The organism is Paraburkholderia lebeckiae, from assembly GCF_050436225.1.
GTDB classification, from domain to species: Bacteria; Pseudomonadota; Gammaproteobacteria; order Burkholderiales; family Burkholderiaceae; genus Paraburkholderia; species Paraburkholderia tuberum.
The window spans coordinates 4066231-4081216 of sequence record NZ_JBNDLU010000002.1; the positions used below are offsets into that span (position 1 = coordinate 4066231).

The window sequence follows — 14986 nt, forward strand, 5'->3', positions numbered from 1 at the left end:
GTTAGCCGCGAGGCAAGGCCTCACGCGCCGTCGGCTCGCATGCGCAGACTCCGCGCGGCATATTCGTCGGCGTCGCGCTGTTCGCGCCGCGCCGCAACCTTCGCCTCGGCCGCCTCGCCGCGCGCCTGCAGCACTTCGTACGAGCCGAGCTTCTGCTTGTGGCGCTGCCAGTCGGGCTTCGCCGCCTCGAGGCGCGCGCTCGCCGCCGCCAGCAGGCTGCGCTGCTGCTCGATCGCGGCATCGAGCGTGTCGATGAACGCCTGGAAGTTGCGCATGTTGCCGGCCGGCATGCCCGACTGCGCGCTCTCCATGAAGCGTGCGTAGTATTCGTCGCGGTACTGCACGAGCGCATCGAGTTGCGCCTGTACGTCGTTGCGCTCGCGCTGCGCGCGGCCGAGCCGCTGCGCGGCGGCGTCCACGTCGTCCTGCGCGAGACCGATCAGCGTCTTGATCGGAAAATGTTTCGACATCGTCAGCCTCCTCGGCCCTAGGCAAACAGCGCGTTCAGCATGTCGATGCTCGGCTGGAAGTTCGCGCACTCGCGAAAGCCTTGCTGCAGGAACGCTTCCATCCGCGGATACAGCGCGATCGCGCGATCGAGCACCGCGTCGCGCCCGCTCGAATACGCGCCGACGTTGATCAGATCGCGGTTACGCTGATAGCGCGACAGCATCTGCTTGAACATACGCGTTTTATTCAAATGGTTATCGTCGATCAGCGCGGTCATTGCCCTGCTAATCGACGCTTCGATATCGATCGCAGGGTAGTGGCCGGCTTCGGCGAGCGAGCGCGACAGCACGATGTGGCCGTCGAGAATCGCGCGCGCCGAGTCGGCGATCGGGTCCTGCTGGTCGTCGCCTTCGGTGAGCACCGTGTAGAAGGCGGTGATCGAGCCGCCGCCCGCCGGTCCGTTGCCGGTGCGCTCGACGAGCGCGGGCAGCTTCGCGAACACCGACGGCGGATAACCCTTGGTCGCGGGCGGCTCGCCGATCGCGAGCGCGATCTCGCGCTGCGCCATCGCGTAACGCGTCAGCGAATCCATTAGCAGCAGCACGTGCTTGCCCTGATCGCGGAAGTATTCGGCGAGCGAGGTCGAGTACGCGGCGGCCTGCATCCGCAACAGCGGCGACACGTCGGCCGGCGCGGCGATCACGACCGAGCGCGCCAAACCTTCCTCGCCGAGAATCTGTTCGATGAACTCCTTCACTTCGCGGCCACGTTCGCCGATCAGGCCGATCACGATCACCTCGGCGCTGGTGTAGCGCGCCATCGTGCCGAGCAGCACCGATTTACCGACGCCCGAACCCGCGAACAGCCCCATCCGTTGACCACGACCGACGGTCAACAGCGAGTTGATCGCGCGCACGCCGACGTCGAGCACCTTGTGAATCGGCTCGCGATTGAGTGGATTGATGACCGGCGCGGACAGCGGCGCGTCCTTTTGCGTGCCGAGCGGCCCGAGCCCGTCGAGCGGACGGCCGGATGCGTCGAGCACGCGGCCGAGCAATTCCCAGCCGACCGGTAGACGCTTCGCGCCCGCGAGCGGGTCGGCGATCGGCGCGCTTTCGAGCGGAAAGACGCGCGCGCCGGGCAACAGGCCGATCACTTCGGTGGTCGGCATCAGGAACAGCTTGTCGCCGGAGAAGCCGACCACTTCGGCTTCGGCCATCGGCAGCGAACTGCCGGGCGGCAACTCGATCATCACTTCGGCGCCGACCGACAGACGCAGGCCGACCGCTTCGAGCACGAGACCGGCCGCGCGTGTGAGACGCCCGCACGCGCGCAGCGGCTTCGCGATCGCGTTGCGCGCGCGCAGCGCGTCGAGCTGGCCGCGCCATGCCTGCATGTGCGGATTGATGTCGAGCGCGGGATCGTAGGAAGGCGCGTGCGGAGCGTGAGCGGCGGAAGCACTGCGCGCGGCGTGGTCCGTCGTGGCGGACTCGCGGCTCGCCGCCGCGCCTGTCGCTGGATGTGCGCTCGCAGGAGCGAGCCATGCCGCATCCGGGGGCTCCGGAATACCAGCCGACTCGACATCGGCCAGCGCCTCGGCGCCGAACGACGCCAAGGCGAGCTCGCGTTCGAGCGGCGTCAGATCGCTCGCGCGGATCTCGTCGAGCGTCGGCTTCACCACGTGCTCACCTTGCCGAGCGCGGCGGCGACGCGCTGCCAGCGCGTGTCGATGCCCGCGTCGACCTCACCGGTGCCGGCCTGCGCGCGGCAACCGCCACGCTCGACCGATGCATCGGTGCGCACGGTCCAGCCGCGCGTTTGCAATTCTTCGAGCAGATACGCCTCGACGACAGGCAGATCGGCGGGACTCACGATCAGCGCCGGCGCGCCGGCGAGCGCGGGCTCGGCCGCGAGTACCTCGCGCGCGGCCGCGATCAGTGCGGTCGGGTCGTGCTGCACGTGCTGGCGCACGACCTGCTGCGCGATGTCGAGCGCGAGTGCGATCAGCGTTTCGGAGATCGCGTGCTGCGCGCCATCGAGCGCGCGCTTGAAGGTTTCGGCGAGCGCGGCGAGCCGCATCGCTTCCTCGCGCGCCTCGGTCTGGCCTTGCGCGAAACCCTGCGCATGCCCCTGGTCATAGCCCGCCTGATAGCCGAGCGCCTGGCCGGCCACATGACCGGACGCGACGCCCTGTACATGGGCGGCTTCGCGGCGGTGCTCGAGTTCGGCTTCGAACGCGCGCTCGTCGAACTCGGGTTCGGCCGGCGGCGGCGCCGGCGGAGCCGGGTCGAACGACGCCATCTCCCAGCGCTGGTAGGCCGAGAGGCTTTCCTTTGCCGGGGCGTTCGGATCAGACATAGGCGTCTTCCGCCTTGCCGCCTAGAACGATCTGCCCGCTCTCGGCCAGGTTGCGCACGATCTGCAGGATGCGGCGCTGCTGCGTCTCGACTTCGGACACGCGTACCGGGCCGCGCGCGTCGAGGTCTTCGGCGAGCAACTCGGCCGCGCGCTGCGACATGTTCGACAGGAACTTCTGACGCAGCGCGGGCGCCGCGCCCTTCAGCGAGATGATCAGCGCTTCGGATTCGACTTCCTTCAGCAGCAGCTGGATCGCGCGGTCTTCGAGGTCGAGCAGGTTCTCGAACACGAACATCTGGTCGATGATCTTCTGCGCGAGCTCGGCGTCGTACTGGCGCACGTTTTCGATGACGCCTTCCTCGTGGTTGCTCGACATGAAGTTCAGAATCTCGGCCGCCGTGCGGATACCGCCCATCGGGCTGCGCTTCAGGTTGTCGCTGCCGGACAAGAGGCCGGTCAGCACGTCGTCGAGCTCGCGCAGCGCGGCCGGCTGGATGCCGTCGAGCGTCGCGATCCGCAGCAGCACGTCGTTGCGCAGCCGGTCCGTGAAACAGCCGACGATCTCCGAAGCCTGATCGCGGTCCAGATGCACGAGGATCGTCGCGATGATCTGCGGATGCTCGTTCTTGATCAGTTCCGCGACCGCCGCCGAATCCATCCACTTCAGGCCTTCGATGCCGCTCGTGTCGCTGCCCTGCAGGATCCGGTCGATGATCGCGCCGGCCTTGTCGTCGCCGAGCGCCTTGGTCAGCACGGAGCGGATGTAATCGCTCGAATCGAGCGACATGCCGGTGTGCTGCTCGGCCTCGCGCACGAACTCCTGCAGCACCTCGTCGACCTGCTCGCGGGTGACGTTCTTCAGCGCGGCCATCGCGACGCCGATTTTCTGAACCTCACGGGGGCCCAGAAACTTGAACACTTGCGCCGCCTCTTCCTCGCCGATCGACATCAGCAGCAGCGCGCTCTTCACTACGCCTTCAGCGCTCATCGGACACCCAGTTCTTGACGACGGTTGCTACGATCTTCGGATCCTGACGCGCGATGCTGCGCGCGAACTCCAGGTTCCGCTCGTATTTGTGCTTCGCGTTTTCGAGCGCGAGCTTCTCGCTATCCGCTTCGATTTCGACCACCGCGCCATCGCGCTCCTCGGCCGGGATGCCGTCGAGCAGCACCGGTTCGTCGGGCGCCATCAGCGCGGCGACCGGCTCGGGCGGCGGCGGGAAGGCGCGGCGCAACGCCGGCTTCACCATCACGAAGTAGAGGAACAGGGCCACCGCGCCGATGCCGAGGTACGTCGCGATCTGCTTGTACAGCGCGAGCATGTCGGGCGTGCGCCACCACGGCAGGTCGGCGTTCGGGTCGAGCTCGGTGGTAAACGCGCTGTTGACCACGTTGACCGAGTCGCCGCGCGACGCGTCGAAGCCCATCGCGTCCTTCACGAGCTGAGTGATCTGCGCGAGCTTGTCGGCGCTGACCGGCTGCATCGTCACGTGACCCTTCGGATCGACGACCCGCAGATAATTGACGACCACCGCGACCGACAGCCGGCGGATGCCGCCCATCGGCTGGTCGACGTGGCGCACGGTCTTGTCGAGCTCGTAGTTGGTGGTCGAATCCTTGCGGTCGCTGACCGGCGTCGTGGTGACCGAGCTCGCGCCGTTGCCGGCCACGATCGGCGCGGAGGCCGGCTGCGGCGGCTGGTTCGACAGCGCGCCCGGCACCCCCGAGGCGCCGCCTTGCGACATTTCAGTGGCGCTGCTCGACTGCTGGCTGCGGATCGCGGCCTGCCGCGGATTGCCGTTCGGGCCGTAGTTCTCGGAGGTCTGCTCGCTGTGCGAGAAATCGATATCGGCGCTGACCTGCGAGCGCGCGTTGCCGGCGCCGAACAGCGGCGCGAGGATCGTGTCGATGCGCTGCTGGGTGTTGCGCTCGATCTGCTGGCGGAACTTCAGCTGGGTCGCATCGAGCCCGCTGCCATTGGCGGGCTGCGTGAGCAGGTTGCCGTCCTGGTCGAGGATCGTCACGCCGCGCACCGGCATTTCCGGCACCGCCGAGGCCACCATGTGCGTAATCGCGACGACCTGCCCTTCGTCGAGCACGCGGCCCGGGTACAGGTTCACGAGCACCGCCGCCGACGGCGCTTCCTTGTCGCGCACGAACACGCTCGGCTTCGGAATCGCGAGATGCACGCGCGCCGATTTGACGCTCGAGATCGCTTCGATCGTGCGTTCGAGTTCGCCTTCGAGCGCGCGCTGATAGTTGATCTGCTCGTCGAACTGGCTGATGCCGAATTTCTGGTTGTCCATCAGCTCGAAGCCAACCGAGCCACTCTTCGGCAGCCCCTGCGATGCGAGGCGCAGGCGCATCTCGTGGACCTGCTCGGCCGGCACGAGGATCGCGCTGCCGCTTTCGGACAGCTTGTACGGAATATTGGCCTGCTGCAGCGCGGTGATGATCGAGCCGCCGTCGCGGTCGGACAGATTGCTGTAGAGCACCTTGTAGCTGGGCGCGCGCGACCACAGGAACAGGCCGGCGACGACCGCCACCAGCAGCGCGACCGCGAACACGAGCGGCGCGCGCGGGTTGCCGCGCATCTGCGCGAGTCCGGACAGACGCTGGCCGAAATTGCCGCCGATACCTCCCAGGCCGCCGAGGCCACCGAGGTCGGCCGTGCCGCCGGCCTGGCCGCTACTGGCCTGACCGGCAGCGGACTGCGCGCCGGCGAGCCCCATACGGGCGTCGGGGTTGATCAACGAGTTGGCTGACGAATCCATGCGTCGGGTTTCTCCGGGAAATGCCTTGGCGTTCTGCCGTGATGCCGCGCCGGGGCTCGGCGGACGGACAGAGACTTTCACTTTTGAAATTATCCGCAGCGCCGCTCAACCCGATTGCTTGAATAGAGCCGGGTTTTCCCTCTAGTTTCGGGACTTTCCGCGAGGAGCCGCTGCTATGCTTTCGTCCAGATCGGTACACCGTCCGGCGGTCCGATCGCACATCCAACGGAGATAACATGACCATGCCCGTGAACGCGCTATCGTCGGCGCTGCAGCAGATGCAGGCGATGGCGGCGCAGGCGGCCGGCGACGCGACCCCGGCGGCGGAGCAATCCGGCGCGGCGACGCCCACCAACTTCGCGGCGGCGCTGAAGGCCTCGCTCGACAAGATCAGCGGCGACCAGCAGAAGGCGATGGGCGAGTCGCAGGCGTTCGAGCTCGGTGCGTCGAACGTGTCGCTGAACGACGTGATGGTCGACATGCAGAAGGCCAATATCGGTTTCCAGTTCGGCCTGCAGGTGCGCAACAAGCTGGTCGCCGCGTACAACGACATCGCGCAGTTGTCGATCTGAGCGGGATCGCGCAGGTCTGCCTGAAAGACTGAATGAAGGTCCACACGAGTCCGGTCCGACGATCCGGCACGCCGCTGCCGGCGCTTGCGCCGGCGGCTTCGTGCCGTGTTTCCCGTGCCCGCCCAGCGGCGCCTTCGATCCTCCTTACACCGGACTAAAGCTTTGTCGTCGCGCATCCGATAACCCAAGTACAGGTCAGCAACCGGCGCGGCGACGCGCCGCGCGGCCACGCCACGACATAACCGCAGCCAGTATCAGAGGAGGAGCGCCGATGTTTTCCCAAGGACACGCTGGAGCCAACGCGTATGCGCGTGTCGGCATCGAGACATCCGTGATGGGCGCAAGTCCGCATCGTCTGATCGTGTTGCTGTACCAGGGCGCACGTCAGGCGATCGCGCAAAGCCGCATGCATTTGCAGCAGGGCAACGTGGCCGAGCGTGGCATGGCGATCAGCAAGGCGATCCGGATCATCGAAAGCGGGCTGCAGCAGTCGCTCAACCTCGAGGTGGGCGGCGAAATCGCCGAACGGCTCAATGCTTTGTACGACTATATGGCGCGTCGACTGTTGCAAGCCAATATCAATCAGAGCGAGGCGATGCTCGTGGAGGTGGACCATCTGCTCGCGACGCTTGAAGAGGCATGGATCGGGATAGCCCCGCAGATCGCGCGGATGGCAGCACAGCCAGCCGCGGAAAGCCTGAGATGACATCGAACGCAGAATATTTTGCCCGCTACGAGGCGGTTGCCGCGCTGTCCTGCCGCATGCTGATCGCGGCCCGTCGCGCACTGTGGAACGACCTGGCGCGCTTGCAGGAAGAGTATCGGCAGCTCGTCGAAGCGCTGCGCGAAGCCGACGTGGGCGTCAAGCTCGACGAGGCCGAACGCCTGCGCAAGTACGCGCTGATCCGCCAGATCCTCGCCGACGACGCGGCGATCCGCGACCTCGCGAATCCGTGCATGGCGCATCTGTCGGCGCTGTTCGCCGGCCGGTCGACGCGAGTGCTGAAGGAGTTGTACGGGGCGCGCTGAGCGCGAGCGGGCGCCACGCCGCACGCGTCTGAAGGATCGGAGCAATCAGAGCATCGCGCGCGTTGCCGCCGATGCGACCAAGGAACCGGCATGAACGGAATCGATTCGGCCCTCGCTTCGGTGCTGTCGAGCCGGGTCGACAGCCTGCTCAGCATCGCGCCGGGAACCGCGACCACCTCGCAGACCGGCGCGGCCGGCGTCGATACCGCGGTTCCCGCGGCGCCTGGGAACGTGACGCCCGCGCCCCAGTCGTCCGCGCAAACCGCGCTATCGGCCGTCGCGCTGACGCTGAATGCGATTGCGCACTCAGGCGGCGAGGCCACACCGGCGGTGCTCGGCCGCGCGCCGATCTGGGCGGCCGCGCCGGCGCTCGACGTCGCCATCGAAAGCTTGCCGCTGACCGACGCGGCGGGCGCCGCACCAGTCAATTTCGCTGCCGGCGATTCCGCCGCTGCTGCCAACAGCAATACCAATCCCAACGCTGCCGCCAACGCAACCGCGGCCGCCACCGCGAGCGTGGCGGCGACCGAAGTGCCGGTCGCGGCGCTCGCGGCCGCGCTGCAACAGACGGTCGCCGACACCGGCCTGTTCTACGAGGCGCATCTCGCGGCGTGGCTGGTCGGCCAGCGTTCGCCGGCGCAACTGGCGAACGAGGCGCAGAACCAGCTCGTCGCGGATTCTCAATTGCCTCCCGACTGGAGCGCCGACGCTGGCGACGCGAGCGCGCGGTCCGCTTCGGCGAACGGCGCCCCTGAGGCAACGCCACGCGGCGCGCCGAACGTTGCCGGGAACAACCCTGCCATGCACGCGATGCCGTCGATCCTGACCGCGCAGGCCGCGCGACTCGTCGCGGGTGAGCTGCTGGCCAGCTCGGTGTCCGACCTGAATGGCCAGTCCACACACGCGGGGCTGCACAGCGCGGCGTCCCAGGCGGCCGATGCAGGCTCGTCGCAGAACGCGCAGGCGATGGCGGCGGCGGTGCATCCGGCGACGGTGCCGCTCGTGCGCCAGCAGCTCGATCTGCTCGCGACCGGACAGTTCCGCTGGACCGGCGAGGCGTGGCCCGGCGCGCGCGTGGACTGGACGATCGAGCAGGATGGCGACGAATGGGACCGCAGCGGCGGCGGCCTCGCGAGCGAGGACGACCAGCCGTGGCGCACGCGCCTGACGCTGTCGCTGCCGACGCTCGGCACCGTCGATGCCGAACTGACGCTGACCGGCACGCGGCTGACCGCGCGCGTGCAGGCGAGCCCGCGGGGCGCCGCGCGGCTCGCGACGCAGGGGGACGGTTTCCGTCAGCGGCTCGCGGCGGCGGGGATCGAGCTGCAGGGATTGACGATTCGCGAGATCGGCGGCGGTGTGCCTGGCAATACTGCGGCGGGCACCTCCGCGGCGGGTGCGCAGGCCGCGGGCGCGTATGCACGGTCGGCGTCGGCGGCCGTGGCCACGTCGGCGTCGGGCGCTGCATCGCACGACGACTTCGATTGGGATATCTGATGAGCCGCACCCATCGTCGCAGCGCGGCTGCGCTTGTTTATGACGCTCATGGCGGTGAGCCCGCCCCGCGTCTGGTCGCCAAGGGATATGGGCTGCTCGCCGAGATGATCGTGCAGCGCGCGAAGGAGGCTGGGCTGTATGTGCATGAGGCGCCCGAGATGGTGTCGCTGCTGATGCAAGTCGATCTGGATGCGCGGATTCCACCGCAGCTTTATCAGGCTGTCGCCGAGTTGCTGGCCTGGTTGCATCGGCTCGAGAGTGGGGCTGATGCTGAGCCGGGCGATGGCGCTGGCGCGCCGGATGTGGTTGATGTTGTTGCTACTGATGTGCCTGGCGGTGGTAGTACTGCGGATCACTGAAGGTGTGTGGTTGCCCTTTGGCAGGGCGGGCGCTTTTTTGTCTTTGTTCTGGCGGTGTTGGCCTTTCCTTGCTTTGTTGTCGGTCTATTAGCGTTGCCCCTGTGCGGGGCGGCACCTACTTTCTTTGCTGCTGCAAAGAAAGTAGGCAAAGAAGACAGCTAAAACCGCAAGCTCATAAGCGGGTCCCTCGGTCTGCAGAAGGTAGTGGTGCATCTGGAATCCGTGCTCCCGCACATTCGGCGCCAGTGACAAGGCTGTCATTCTTCCGGCGGCGCTACGCGCGCCGAAACCCCGTTCCCAAACCACCGGTTGTTTCGGCGCATCGCCGAGGCGCAGCCGACGGCCCCCGCTGCGCGGGCCAAACCATTGGTTTCCCAGGCAGACCCGTCCGCGACGCACGTAGTGCGGAGTGGGAGGGATGACGGCCTTGTCACTAACGGGGAATGTGCGGGGGCACGGATTCCAGATGCACCACTACCCCTCCCAAGCCAGGGGACCCGCTTATGAGCTGGCGGTTTTAGCTGTCTTCTTTGCCTACTTTCTTTGCAGCAGCAAAGAAAGTAGGTGCCGCCCCGCACAGGGGCAACGCTAATAGACCGACAAGACAACAAGGAAAGGCCAAAAAAGCCCGAACAACGGAAAAAGCCCCGCCCCGCACAGGGGCAACGCTAATAGACCGACAAGAATGCAAGGAAAGGCCAACAAAGCCAGAACAACGGAAAAGGCCTCACCCCGCCCAGGGGCTAAATCAGAACCTCATCATCAACTTCAACACCGCGTTCACGCGTCTACCGTACGGTGGCGAGATCAACCCGCGCGCATTCAACCGCGCCTGCACGAGCACGGGCTTCATCTTGGAAAAAGTAACGAACCCCTCATACCCGTGGTAAGCCCCCATCCCACTCGCCCCGACCCCGCCGAACGGCAAACTCTCACATGCCAGATGCATCAGCGTCTCGTTAACCGCCATGCCGCCGGCGATCGTTTCATGCGTGACACGCTCAACCGTCCGCGCATCGTCGGCATAGAGATAAAGCGCCAGCGGCCGCGGCCGCGCATTGATCCACGCGATCGCGTCGTCGAGCGTGTCGTACGGCACGAGCGGTAACAGCGGCCCAAAAATCTCCTCCTGCATCAGCGCGCATTCGTCCGGCGCGCCAGTCACGGCGATCAGAGGAAAGCGCCGGCTCGCGGCATCGGGCGTCGCGTTGGTCAGCGCATGCAATTGCGCGCCCGCGGCCCACGCTTCGTCGGCGAGACGTTCGAGCCGCTCGAAGTGCCGCGAAGAAATGATCGACGTGTAATCCGGGTTCTGCGCGAAGTCCGGATACATCCTCGCCATCCGCACGCGCGCCCGTTCGATGAACGCCTGCTCCTTGCCGCGCGGCACCAGCACGTAGTCAGGCGCCACACAGGTCTGCCCCGCGTTCAGCGTCTTGCCGGCGATCAGATTGTCGACCGCGTTGTCGAAACGCGCATGCGCGCCGATCAGCGCCGGCGACTTGCCGCCGAGTTCGAGCGTGACCGGCGTCAGATGCTGGGCCGCCGCGCGCATCACTTCGTGACCGACCTTCGTCGAGCCGGTGAACAGCAGATGATCGAACGGCAGCGCGCTGAACGCGGCCGCGAGCGCCGCATCGCCGTTGACGACCGCGACGTGAGTGCGCGCGAACGTCTGACCGATCAGCAGCTCGAATAGCGCCGAGGTGCGCGGCGTCAGCTCGGACATCTTGATGATCGCTCGATTGCCGGCCGTCAGCGCGCTGATCAACGGGCCGACCGCGAGCAGCACCGGATAATTCCACGGCACGATGATGCCGACCACGCCGAGCGGCTGCGGCACCACCTTCGCGCGCGCCGGCAGCAGCCACTTGTTGGTGCGGCGGCGCTGCGCTTTCATCCAGCGCTTGCCGTGACGCAGCGCGGCGTCGATCTCTTCCTTCACGAGCAGGAATTCGGCGAGCAGCACTTCTTCCTTCGCGCGATTGCCGAAGTCCGCGTGCATCGCGTCGGCGAGCGCGTCGCGATTGTCGAGCATCAGCTTGCGCAGCGCACGCAGATGCGTCGCGCGCGTGTCCCACGACGGATACGGCGCGCGCAGATACGCATGACGTTGATCGCGCAACAGTGCTTCGAGCGCGGCGACCTCCGGCACATCGTTCTTCATGTGAGTCCACTCCCAGATGGATGAACGTGCGCGTCGAGCGCGCTTATATTGGTTTGAGGTTGAGTCGGAGTTGCGAGCGGTGCGCTCGGGGTTTGCGCGCCCGCCGCGCTTACCCGGGAAAGGCGCGCTTGACGATCGCCGCATGATCGAACGTGGCCGGCAGCGTGCCGTACACGCGGCCGCTTTCGCCGCAGCCGTCGGCGAGACGCGTCGCGATGAACGCGTCGGCGACCCCGGCGGGCGCGTGCTGCGCGAGCAGCGTCGCCTGCGCGATCAGCACGATCTGCTGCGCGATACGTCGTGCCGACGCCTCGCGCTGTTCGGCCGGTCCGTGCAGCGTCGCGGCGAGGCGCGCGAGTGCCGCGCCCAACGCCGGATGCGCGCGCGCGACGTCCTGCCAGGCGGCGAACAGCGCTTGCGCGGCCTGCGGCTCGCGCTCCATCGCGCGCAGCACGTCGAGGCACATCACGTTGCCCGAGCCTTCCCAGATCGAGTTGACCGGCGCCTCGCGATAGAAGCGCGCCATCGGCCCGGTTTCGACGTAGCCGTTGCCGCCCCAGACTTCCATCGCCTCGCCGGTGAATTCGAGCGCGCGCTTGCAGACCCAGTACTTCGCGGCAGGCGTAACGATGCGCCGCCAGGCGCGTTCGGCCGATGAAGCCGACGACGCGTCGGCGGATTCCTCGAACGCGCGCGAGAGACGCATGAACAGCACCGTAGCCGCTTCGGATTCGAGCGCGAGATCGGCGAGCACGTTACGCATCAGCGGCTGCTCGGCAAGGTGCCGGCCGAACGCGCTGCGATGCCGCGCATGATGGACCGCCTGCACGAGCGCGGCACGCATCAGCGCGGCGCTGCCGATCACGCAGTCGAGCCGCGTGTAGCTCGCCATTTCGATGATGGTCGGCACGCCGCGTCCTTCGTCGCCGATCATCACGCCGTACGCGTCGAGAAATTCGACTTCGCTGCTTGCGTTGGAGCGATTGCCGAGCTTGTCCTTCAGACGCTGGATCTGCACCGCGTTCTTGCTGCCGTCCGGCGCGAAGCGCGGCACGAAAAAGCACGACAGCCCCTCGTGCGTGTCGGTGCGCGCGAGCACCAGATGCGCGTCGCACTGCGGCGCCGAGAAGAACCATTTATGACCGACGAGCCGGTAGGCGCCGCCGCGTCCGCCGGCACCGTCGAACGCATGGGCGTGCGTCCGGTTGCTGCGCACGTCGGAGCCACCCTGTTTCTCGGTCATGCCCATGCCGATCATCGCCGAGCGCTTTTGCGTGAGCGGCACGTCGCGCGGATCGTGCTCGCGTGTGTACAACTGATCGCGCAGCGTGCCGAACAACGTGGATTCGCGCCGCAACACCGGAATGCTCGCGAATGTCATCGTCAGTGGGCACAGCGAGCCGGATTCGATCTGCGCATGCATGAAGTAGCCGGCGCAGCGCGCGGCCATCGCGCCGCTTCGCGGCTCGGCGAACGGAAGCGCTTGTAGCCCTTCGCGGCGCAGCAGCGCGAGCAGTTCATGCCACGCGGGATGGAACTCGAGTGCGTCGATGCGCTCGCCGCGCGGACTATGCGTGATCAGCTCCGGCGTATGGCGGTTGGCGAGCTCCGCGAGCGCGAGCGTGTCGGGCGTCGTCAGCGTCGCGCCGTGTCGCAGCAGCGCCTCGCGATGCCAGCTCGCACCGTCGCGATCGACAGCCTCGCTCAAAGCGGCGTCGCTCGCGAACAGGTTGTAGTCCGCGAGCGGCGGTGCCTGATTCGTCACCTCGTGAGTCTGGCCGAAGCCGTGCCGTTCCATATGCTGTCTCCGTGCCTTCACTATTGTGCGCCGCTTTGCCGACGGCATCCGCGATGCGCTTCGACGCATCTGTTCGAGCGCCGCGCGTGATGCCGCATGCCGGACGGTGGGCGCGCGTCGCGCCATGTCTGGAAGCCGCGCGCGGGACGTGCGCGCCTTTCATCATAGGGGCGCGTTTGCCGCCGGCGTTTAGAGGATTCGTTCTGTCAGGAGGCCGCCGCAGCCCCAATACGCTCCCTACAATGCGCAGAAAACACACGTAGACAAGTGTGCACGAGACAGGGTCCGCGAGCAACGCGGCCCATCAGGAGGAGCGCATGCAATATGACTACATCGTCGTCGGTGCGGGCTCGGGCGGCTGCACGCTCGCGAGCCGTCTCGCCGATAGCTGTCCCGACGCGACCATCGCGCTGATCGAGGCCGGTCCGCATACCGGGCGCAATCTGTTGGTGAACATGCCGGTCGGCGTCGCGGCCGTGGTGCCGAACAGACTGAAGACCAACTACGGCTACCTGACCACGCCGCAACCGGGGCTCGCCGGTCGCCAAGGGTATCTGCCGCGCGGACGCGGTTTCGGCGGATCGAGCGCGATCAACGCGATGATCTACACGCGCGGCCATCCGCTCGATTACGACGAGTGGGCGCGGCTCGGCTGCGACGGCTGGTCGTGGGCCGAGGTGCTGCCGTATTTCCGCCGCGCCGAAGACAACGAGCGCGGCGCCGATGCGTGGCATGGCGAGGCCGGTCCGCTGACCGTGTCCGATCTGCGCTTCAGGAATCCGTTTTCCAGGCGCTTCGTGCAGGCCGCGCTCGAAGCGGGCTACCAAGCGAACGACGACTTCAATGGCGCGGACCAGGAAGGCATCGGCTTCTATCAAGTCACGCAACGTGACGGGCGCCGTTGCAGCGTCGCGCGCGCGTACATCTACGACCGGCCGCGCGCGAATCTGCACACGATGGCCGACGCGACCGTGCTGCGCGTCGTGTTCGACGGCAAGCGCGCGAGCGGCGTCGAAATCGTGCGCGGCGGCCGCACCGAAACGCTCGCGGCGCGCGCCGAGGTCGTGCTCGCCGCTGGGGCGTTCAACTCGCCGCAACTGTTGATGTGCTCGGGCATCGGGCCGGCCGCGCATCTGCGCTCGCTCGGCATCGACGTGCTGCACGATGCGCCCGAGGTCGGCCAGAACCTGATCGATCACATCGATTTCACAATCATCAAGCGCGTGAGGTCGATCGAGCCCACCGGTTTTTCGGTGCGCGGCATCGCGCGGATGCTGCCGCAATTCGTGACCTTCATGCGACATGGGCGCGGCATGCTGTCGAGCAACGTCGCCGAGGCGGGCGGTTTTCTGAAGAGCCGGCCGACGCTCGCGCGGCCCGATCTGCAACTGCATTTCTGCGCGGCGATCGTCGACGATCACAACCGCCATATGCACTGGGGCCACGGCTATTCGCTGCATGTATGCGTGCTGCGTCCGCATAGCCGCGGCACCGTGACGCTCGCGAGCGCCGATGCGCGTGTCGCGCCGCTGATCGATCCGCGCTTTCTGAGCGATGCGCGCGATCTCGATCTGCTCGTCGAGGGCGTGAAGATGGCGCGGCGCATTCTCGGCGCGCCGTCGCTCGCGCTGCACGGCGGCGAGGAGTTGTACACGCGGCCGGGGCAATCGGATGCGGAGCTGCGCCGGACGATCGCCGAGCGCGCGGACACGATCTATCACCCGGTCGCGACCTGCCGGATGGGCGGCGATGCACGCTCGGTCATCGAGCCGCAATTGCGCGTGCGCGGCGTGACGGGGTTGAGGATCGTCGATGCGTCGGTCATGCCGACCCTGATCGGCGGCAACACCAATTCGCCGACGGTGATGATCGGCGAACGGGCGGCGGATTTGATCGCGACGAGCCGGCGAGACGGAGCGGCCAGGTCGGCGACGGTGACGCCCCCGAACGCAGGTGACGTGCCGGCGCAGGCGGTTTGATCG

13 protein-coding genes are annotated in these 14986 nt (G+C 67.1%); 6 read left to right on the forward strand and 7 right to left on the reverse strand.

All coding sequences use genetic code 11. The features are described 5' to 3' along the window. Positions 1-20 precede the first annotated feature (20 nt). The 5 genes from fliJ to fliF are packed head-to-tail and all read right to left on the reverse strand — an operon-like array spanning position 21 to position 5582. On the reverse strand, positions 21-470 hold the full coding sequence (gene fliJ, locus OKW45_RS33295; protein ID WP_018418748.1) for a flagellar export protein FliJ: 450 nt from the start codon (positions 468-470) through the stop codon (positions 21-23). A 17-nt stretch (positions 471-487) separates the two neighbouring features. Continuing rightward, positions 488-2131, reverse strand: a complete 1644-nt coding sequence (fliI, locus tag OKW45_RS33300; RefSeq protein ID WP_429473093.1) for a flagellar protein export ATPase FliI — start codon at positions 2129-2131, stop codon at positions 488-490. Then, complete coding sequence (gene fliH / locus OKW45_RS33305; RefSeq protein WP_429473094.1) at positions 2125-2808, reverse strand: flagellar assembly protein FliH; 684 nt, start codon at positions 2806-2808, stop codon at positions 2125-2127. The genes fliI and fliH overlap by 7 nt, the downstream gene beginning before the upstream one ends. Next, complete coding sequence (gene fliG, locus OKW45_RS33310) at positions 2801-3796, reverse strand: flagellar motor switch protein FliG (RefSeq protein WP_018418745.1); 996 nt, start codon at positions 3794-3796, stop codon at positions 2801-2803. Before fliG ends, fliH begins: the two co-directional genes overlap by 8 nt. Beyond that, positions 3786-5582 (reverse strand): flagellar basal-body MS-ring/collar protein FliF, encoded by a 1797-nt coding sequence (fliF, locus tag OKW45_RS33315; RefSeq protein ID WP_429473095.1) that lies wholly within the window; start codon positions 5580-5582, stop codon positions 3786-3788. Before fliF ends, fliG begins: the two co-directional genes overlap by 11 nt. Positions 5583-5818: 236 nt before the next feature. On the opposite strand from fliF, the gene fliE reads away from it, so the two are divergent. The 5 genes from fliE (at position 5819) to OKW45_RS33340 (ending at position 9039) form a co-directional block, all read left to right on the forward strand. Then, positions 5819-6154, forward strand: a complete 336-nt coding sequence (fliE, locus tag OKW45_RS33320) for a flagellar hook-basal body complex protein FliE (RefSeq protein ID WP_018418743.1) — start codon at positions 5819-5821, stop codon at positions 6152-6154. A 271-nt stretch (positions 6155-6425) separates the two neighbouring features. Then, on the forward strand, positions 6426-6860 hold the full coding sequence (fliS, locus tag OKW45_RS33325) for a flagellar export chaperone FliS (RefSeq protein ID WP_429473096.1): 435 nt from the start codon (positions 6426-6428) through the stop codon (positions 6858-6860). Beyond that, a complete protein-coding gene (locus OKW45_RS33330; protein ID WP_018418741.1) occupies positions 6857-7183 on the forward strand; it encodes a flagellar protein FliT in 327 nt (108 codons plus the stop codon). The genes fliS and OKW45_RS33330 overlap by 4 nt, the downstream gene beginning before the upstream one ends. A 90-nt stretch (positions 7184-7273) precedes the next feature. Beyond that, complete coding sequence (gene fliK, locus OKW45_RS33335; RefSeq protein ID WP_429473097.1) at positions 7274-8680, forward strand: flagellar hook-length control protein FliK; 1407 nt, start codon at positions 7274-7276, stop codon at positions 8678-8680. Then, a complete protein-coding gene (locus tag OKW45_RS33340) occupies positions 8680-9039 on the forward strand; it encodes an EscU/YscU/HrcU family type III secretion system export apparatus switch protein (RefSeq protein ID WP_429473098.1) in 360 nt (119 codons plus the stop codon). The genes fliK and OKW45_RS33340 overlap by 1 nt, the downstream gene beginning before the upstream one ends. 748 nt (positions 9040-9787) lie before the next feature. Here the strand turns inward: OKW45_RS33340 and OKW45_RS33345 are convergent. Continuing rightward, a complete protein-coding gene (locus OKW45_RS33345) occupies positions 9788-11206 on the reverse strand; it encodes a coniferyl aldehyde dehydrogenase (RefSeq protein ID WP_429473099.1) in 1419 nt (472 codons plus the stop codon). 109 nt (positions 11207-11315) lie between these two features. Further along, positions 11316-13004, reverse strand: a complete 1689-nt coding sequence (locus tag OKW45_RS33350; protein WP_429473100.1) for an isovaleryl-CoA dehydrogenase — start codon at positions 13002-13004, stop codon at positions 11316-11318. Between the two features lie 317 nt (positions 13005-13321). Between OKW45_RS33350 and OKW45_RS33355 the strand changes: the two genes are divergently transcribed. Further along, positions 13322-14983 carry a GMC family oxidoreductase gene (locus OKW45_RS33355; RefSeq protein WP_429473101.1) on the forward strand — a complete coding sequence of 554 codons (1662 nt, stop codon included), beginning with the start codon at positions 13322-13324 and terminating at the stop codon, positions 14981-14983. Positions 14984-14986: the final 3 nt, after the last annotated feature.

What these genes read in the sequence shown, in the direction of transcription:
- fliJ (WP_018418748.1), bottom strand. Translation starts at nt 470, where the DNA reads ATGTCGAAACATTTTCCGATCAAGACGCTGATCGGTCTCGCGCAGGAC.
- fliH (WP_429473094.1), bottom strand. Translation starts at nt 2,808, where the DNA reads ATGTCTGATCCGAACGCCCCGGCAAAGGAAAGCCTCTCGGCCTACCAG.
- fliG (WP_018418745.1), bottom strand. Translation starts at nt 3,796, where the DNA reads ATGAGCGCTGAAGGCGTAGTGAAGAGCGCGCTGCTGCTGATGTCGATC.
- fliF (WP_429473095.1), bottom strand. Translation starts at nt 5,582, where the DNA reads ATGGATTCGTCAGCCAACTCGTTGATCAACCCCGACGCCCGTATGGGG.
- fliE (WP_018418743.1), top strand. Translation starts at nt 5,819, where the DNA reads ATGACCATGCCCGTGAACGCGCTATCGTCGGCGCTGCAGCAGATGCAG.
- fliS (WP_429473096.1), top strand. Translation starts at nt 6,426, where the DNA reads ATGTTTTCCCAAGGACACGCTGGAGCCAACGCGTATGCGCGTGTCGGC.
- OKW45_RS33330 (WP_018418741.1), top strand. Translation starts at nt 6,857, where the DNA reads ATGACATCGAACGCAGAATATTTTGCCCGCTACGAGGCGGTTGCCGCG.
- fliK (WP_429473097.1), top strand. Translation starts at nt 7,274, where the DNA reads ATGAACGGAATCGATTCGGCCCTCGCTTCGGTGCTGTCGAGCCGGGTC.
- OKW45_RS33340 (WP_429473098.1), top strand. Translation starts at nt 8,680, where the DNA reads ATGAGCCGCACCCATCGTCGCAGCGCGGCTGCGCTTGTTTATGACGCT.
- OKW45_RS33345 (WP_429473099.1), bottom strand. Translation starts at nt 11,206, where the DNA reads ATGAAGAACGATGTGCCGGAGGTCGCCGCGCTCGAAGCACTGTTGCGC.
- OKW45_RS33350 (WP_429473100.1), bottom strand. Translation starts at nt 13,004, where the DNA reads ATGGAACGGCACGGCTTCGGCCAGACTCACGAGGTGACGAATCAGGCA.
- OKW45_RS33355 (WP_429473101.1), top strand. Translation starts at nt 13,322, where the DNA reads ATGCAATATGACTACATCGTCGTCGGTGCGGGCTCGGGCGGCTGCACG.